Below are 5788 nucleotides of genomic sequence, written 5' to 3'. Positions count from 1 at the left end.
CAGCCTTGTCGGGTTGATCAGCGGCGGCTTGAGCGGGCTTTTTCTCCAGACCTATTCCGTCACCGTCGTGACCGCGAGCGGAAGCCTGAACGTGCCCACAAGTGCCGACGTCTTCATGACCGAATCGTTGACCGGCGCGGTCGCCGGCGGCATCGCGATGTTCGCGGTTGGATTCATCATCAGCGAGAGATCGAAGGGAAATTGATTGGCGTGCTGCCGCACCCGATGCGAATAAATGCTGCGGCGGGCCTGCATTATCAGCGGTTGACGCCTGCTGTGCTGGCGATGCAAAAGCCCAGCAGGAAGGCATGACGGGATGCGGATGCGGATGATACCGGCCAGGAATTTTAATGGCGCCTGAGCAAAGCGCCCGCCAGTTTCCCATCATCCTGGCGCTCGGCACCACGCAAACGCTGGCATGGGCTTCGAGCTACTATCTGCCGGCGATCCTGGCCGATCCGATCGGACATGACCTCGGCGTGTCCTCGAACTGGATCTTTGCGGCGTTCTCGGCGTCGCTGGTGATATCGGCCCTGCTCGGTCCGCGCGTCGGCCGGCAGATCGATCTGTTCGGCGGCCGGCCGGTGCTGTCGGCTTCCAATGTAACGCTGGCGGCGGGATTGGCCCTGCTCGGCGCGACCTATTCGATCCCGGTGCTGATTGTCGCCTGGCTGTTGCTCGGCGTCGGCATGGGATTTGGCCTCTACGACGCCGCCTTCGCGGCGCTGGGGCGGATCTACGGCGACAATGCGCGCCGCTCCATCACCGGGATCACGCTGCTCGCGGGCTTCGCCAGCACCGTGGGATGGCCGCTAACCGCCTGGGGACTGGAAACCATCGGCTGGCGCAACACCTGCTTTGCCTGGGCGGCGGCGCATATCCTGATCGGCCTGCCGATCAATCTCCTGATGCTCCCGGCCGTGAAGGGCGCCAAGGCGGCGGCCGCGACCGCGATCAAGCCGCACATCCCGATCGATCGAACCATGGTGCTGCTGGCGTTCGCCTTCGCCGCGGCCTGGAGCGTCACCGGCGCGATGGCGGCGCATCTGCCAAGAATTCTCCAAGCCGCGGGCGCGACCACGCTGCAGGCGGTAACGGCCGGCGCGCTGATCGGTCCGGCGCAGGTGCTGGCCCGGATCGTCGAGGCGAGTTTTCTCAGCCGCTATCACCCGCTGGTATCGACGCGGCTGGCCTGCCTGACGCACCCGATCGGCGCCGTCATTCTCGCGCTCGCTGGCGGCGGGGCCGCCGGTGTATTCGCGATCTTCCACGGCGCCGGCAACGGCATCCTGACCATCGCGCGCGGTACGCTGCCGCTGGCGATCTTCGGCCCGCAAAATTATGGCTACCGCCTCGGCATCATCGGCGCGCCGGCGCGGATGGCGCAGGCCATCGCGCCGCTGGCGTTCGGCCTCTTGATCGACACCATGGGAAGCCGCATCCTGATCGTCTCCTCCGCGCTCAGCCTCTCGGCGCTGCTAGCGCTCCTGGTGCTGCGGAAGCATTCGGCGGCGGCGGCGTGAGCCCCGAAGGCGCCTGATATCCCTGATCGATTTGCCCCTTCCCATCCCGGCCCATTTCGCGCACAACCACCGCATGGAAGACGAGACCGGCCCGGCAGCTGTTATCCGAGGTTTTATGCGGTGGGCGATCAGGCCGCCGCAATCCTATGCGGTCTATCTGGTCGCGCTGTTTCTGGTGGCCGGAGGCTCGTTCTATATCGGGACGCTGAAGCCCAAGAAGCCGGTCGGGTTTGGTCCGCCGCCGGTGTCCGTTCCGCGCAATTGATTCACATTCGCCACGGCCGGACAAACCATGCCCGGACGTGGCAGATTGACTCACTCACCTCAATCGTAGAACTCCGGCGACATTTTCAGCGTATCGCGCTGCGCCTTGTCGTGGTTGATCCACAACTGGGCTTTTTCCTTGGTCAGCGTGTCCGAGATCTTCTGCATCGAGGCCAGCGTCAGGTCCTTGCTGAAATTGTTGACGGGGACGCCGCGGTTTTCCCAGTTGCTTTTGAAATGCACCGCATCGCCGGTCAGGATGACCGGGCCGGTATGCGGCAGCTTCACCAGCAGGGATTGATGACCCGGCGTGTGGCCGGGGGTCGACAGAATGGTCAGGCTGCCGTCGCCGAAGATGTCACGATCGCCCTCGAGCTCGGTGACCGGATGCTCCGGCTTGAACCGCGGCGCGTTGTTGGCGCCCGGCCATTCATACTCGGACTTCTGGACATAGAGCATCGCGTTCGGAAACATCTCGACATTGCCGATATGATCAGGGTGGGTGTGCGAGATCGCCATCGCCTTGATGTCCGACGGCTTGACCCCGAGCTGATCAAGCTGCGCCGCCAGCGTCTTGGGGCGATGCCAGGTGACGGCCTTCGGATCGGCCGGCGCAAGCCCGTTCGGCATCGCCGCGACCGCATCCGGGATGCCGGTGTCCCACAGGAACCAGCCCTGTGAATGCTTGATGAGATAGCAATTGTCGACGAAGTCCATCGACTTGCCTTCGTTGACGCCGGGAGACCAGCGCGAAATATCGCCGGCGACGCCTTCACCGCAATTGAGCACGTAAAGTTTTTCGACGCCGGGTTTGCCCGATTGCGCGTGAGCAAGATCGGCCAGCAAGACCGCGGGCAAAATGGCCGCCACGAAAGCAATTGTTCGATTCACGTTATTTCCTCCACTGCCGATTTTTTCCGGAATTTCGCTCCCGTGGAACGGATACTACCGTATTGCGGTGTCCCATCCATCTCACGATCAATTGTAGCCGGCATTCATCAGGTCGCGGCCGGGCTGGCAGCCGCACCGGCGGGCTTTTCCGGGCGCGGCATGCGGCGGCCATTGAGCACCGTGCCGATAAAGGTGTGGCGCACCATGAGTTGGTAGCTGCCCAGCATCACCGGGACGGCGACCAAGAGGATCGCCGCGAACTTGGCTGGCCACGGCCAATCGAGGGAGGAGAGCGCGACCTGCAGCGCCATCACAATCGGCAGATGGATGAGATAGAGCCAGTAGGACGCATCGGCGAGATAGCGCCGGCTGGCGCTGAAGCCGGACAGGAAGCGAAGGGCAACGCCGATCACGGCGAATGTCGTGGTCCAGATCGCCAGCGCGTAGCAGGTCGCGCCCGCGAACCTGATGACGTCCGGCCTCGGCCGCGGCACGATGGCCAAGGCGAAGCTTGCCGCGATCAAGACGACGGCGAGCACGAGATTGAGCAGCCAGCGTCGCTCCCAAATCCGGATCAGATCGACCTGGCGATGCAGCAGCCAGCCGAAGCCGAACGCCGTGCCAAAGCCGATCACGGCTTGCAGGTTGGTGATCAGGGATTGATCCGGGGTCCGCACCCCGAACCACCCCACCCAGGTCGGATCGAGGTTCAAGGCGATCCCGATCGGAACGGCCAGTATAGCGGGCGCGAGCCAACTGCGCATCACCAGACCCATCAGACGGTCGACCCCGGCGCGAATGCGGCCACTCTTGTCGAGCCAGGCCACGCCCAAGCGCAGCACCAGCGCGGCGGCATAGAGCTCCAGCAGCACGTAGAGAAACCACAGATGGGTCAGGGGAAATGCCGGCAGCACCGGCGGCCAGCGCGGCACGCCAGGCACGGGGCCGCCATTCGGGTAGCTGGCCGCCCAGAACACCACCGCAACCATCGCCGCGAACACGATCGGCCAGCCGACCACCAGCGGCAGCGCGATCCGCTGCAACCGGTCCTTGATGAAGGCTCCCCCGCCGCGGCGATGGAAACTCATATGGCCGAAGAAACCCGCGATCAGAAAGAACGTCGTCATCCGGAACACGTGGATGGTAAAGAACAGCACGCCGAGCGTCATGCTGGGATGACTGTCCTGGATGATCCAGATCCGGGTCGGCGCCGGAATAAATGACAGCGTTGTGTGCAGGACGATGCCGAGCAGCAGGGCACCTCCCCTGACCGCGTCAAGCGCGTGCAACCGTTCCGGTGCGGCTCCCGTGTGCTCAGCTGGCGCCATGGGATGCCCTAGGGATCGAACGCAAGGGTTCGGGCGCCGACGACGCGGGAATGGTCTGGGCGTGAAGCAGGGCCGGCAAGCCAAGCCATGCAATCCCGATCCCTGCGCGCCATGTTGCGTCCCCTATTTTTCGACAGCATCCCCGAAAAGGGGCTGGCTGTCAAAGGATGGCAACACAACCGGCGCGAGCGAAGCCCTACTCCACCCCACGCAAAAACTTGTTCGACTTGGGCAGGCCATGCGCGAGGCGGCCGGCATCGGCGCGGTTGCCGCGCCAGTCCGATAATTCCTTCCAGCTCATGGCCTGATCGCGGCCGGCCGAATCCTTCCAGGTCAAACCGGCCTTGGAATCGAAGGTCGCGACATCGGACAGTCCCGCGCTGGTATATTTCTGCAGCCGGACGCCGCGGCCGCGCGCCATCTCCGGCACCTGATCGATCGGGAAGATCACCATCTTGTGGTTGGTGCCGATCACGGCGACGGTATCGCCCGACACGGTGGCGATCGCGCGGGCCTCGTTCGGCATCTCGACATTGAGCACCTGCTTGCCCTTGCGGGTGTTGCCGACGCAATCGTCCTCGTTGACGATAAAGCCCTGCCCTTCATGGCTCGCGACCAGGAATTTGCGGCCGCCCTTGTTGACGAACAGCGACACGATCGCGGTGTCCTGCTCCATGTCGATGAACATGCGGATCGGCTCGCCATGGCCGCGGCCGCCCGGCAGCTTGGCGACATCGAGCGAATAGAACCGGCCGTTGGTGGCGAACAGCAACAGCTTGGAGGTGGTCTCGGCGAAGAAGGCCGAGCCGAGCTGGTCGTCGGTCTTGAAGGTCAGCCCGGAGAGATCGGCGACATGGCCCTTCAGCGTGCGTATCCAGCCCTTGTCGGAAACCACCACGGTGACCGGCTCGCGCTCGACGAACGCCTCCTCGATCGCAGCCAGATCGTGCTCCGGCGCGTCGGCGAACTGGGTGCGGCGCTTGCCGAGCGGCGTCTTCGGCCCAAAGATGTCGCGAACCTTGCGGACCTGATCGCCGATCTTGGACCATTGCTCGGCTTCCGAACCAAGAAGTCCCTTGATACCCTTCAGTTCGGCGCGAAGGTTCTTGTCCTCGGTGCGGATCTCGAATTCCTCGAGCTTGCGCAGGCTGCGCAGCCGCATATTGAGGATCGCGTCAGCCTGGACCTCCGTCAGCTTGAACGCCTTCATCAACTCCGGCTTCGGCTCATCCTCGGTGCGGATGATTTTTATCACTTTGTCGATGTTGCGGCGCAGCAGCACGTCGCGCAGATGGTCGAGCCATTCGCGCAGGCATTCGGCAAGGCCAAGCACCTTGGGGATGCGGCCCTTCACCAGCACGTTGAGGTTCAGCGGGATCCGGCTTTCCAGCTCGGTCAGCCGGAACAGCGATTCCATCAACAGTTCCGGATCGACCGCACGCGATTTCGGCTCGATCACCAGGCGAATATCTTCGGCGGATTCGTCCCTGACGTCGCCGACCAGCGGCAGCTTCTTGTCGTTGAGCAGTTCGGCGATCTTTTCCACCAGCCGGGATTTCTGCACCAGCCAGGGAATCTCGGTGATGACAACGACCCAGGTACCCCGCGCGCCCTCCTCCTGCTTCCAGCGCGCGCGGGTCCGGAACGCGCCGCGCCCGGTGATATAGGCCTCGGCAATCGCTTCCTTGGAATCGACGATGATGCCGCCGGTCGGAAAATCCGGGCCCTTGACCCATTTCAACAGCGATTTGGTCTTGGCCTCGGGCTTGTCGATCAGGTGCA

Annotated in this window: 6 protein-coding genes; 3 read left to right on the top strand and 3 right to left on the bottom strand. The window is 63.8% G+C overall.

Features of this window, described 5'->3' with window-relative positions; all coding sequences use genetic code 11:
• The 3 genes from ABR948_RS27925 to ABR948_RS27915 all read left to right on the top strand — a co-directional run.
• Positions 1-205 (top strand): hypothetical protein (locus tag ABR948_RS27925; protein WP_428124269.1); only part of this gene is annotated, 205 nt, incomplete at its 5' end.
• A gap of 145 nt (positions 206-350) precedes the next feature.
• Entirely contained in the window at positions 351-1523 is a 1173-nt protein-coding gene (locus ABR948_RS27920) for an MFS transporter (RefSeq protein WP_428124267.1), read from the top strand.
• Positions 1524-1638: 115 nt separating this feature from the next.
• On the top strand, positions 1639-1788 hold the full coding sequence (locus ABR948_RS27915) for a hypothetical protein (protein ID WP_428124265.1): 150 nt from the start codon (positions 1639-1641) through the stop codon (positions 1786-1788).
• Between the two features lie 59 nt (positions 1789-1847).
• Here the strand turns inward: ABR948_RS27915 and ABR948_RS27910 are convergent, their stop codons facing one another.
• From ABR948_RS27910 to ABR948_RS27900, 3 genes are all read right to left on the bottom strand, one after another.
• On the bottom strand, positions 1848-2666 hold the full coding sequence (locus tag ABR948_RS27910) for an N-acyl homoserine lactonase family protein (RefSeq protein ID WP_428124271.1): 819 nt from the start codon (positions 2664-2666) through the stop codon (positions 1848-1850).
• 119 nt (positions 2667-2785) lie between these two features.
• Positions 2786-4006 carry an acyltransferase family protein gene (locus ABR948_RS27905; RefSeq protein WP_428124263.1) on the bottom strand — a complete coding sequence of 407 codons (1221 nt, stop codon included), beginning with the start codon at positions 4004-4006 and terminating at the stop codon, positions 2786-2788.
• Between the two features lie 196 nt (positions 4007-4202).
• A partial coding sequence (locus ABR948_RS27900) for a DNA gyrase subunit A (RefSeq protein ID WP_428124261.1) occupies positions 4203-5788 on the bottom strand: 1586 nt, incomplete at its 5' end.

Origin of the sequence: Bradyrhizobium sp., from assembly GCF_050014615.1 — a bacterium.
Taxonomy (GTDB): domain Bacteria; phylum Pseudomonadota; class Alphaproteobacteria; order Rhizobiales; family Xanthobacteraceae; genus Bradyrhizobium.
Note: the sequence above shows the minus strand (reverse complement) of the source record. Positions and strands in the feature narration are given on the sequence as shown.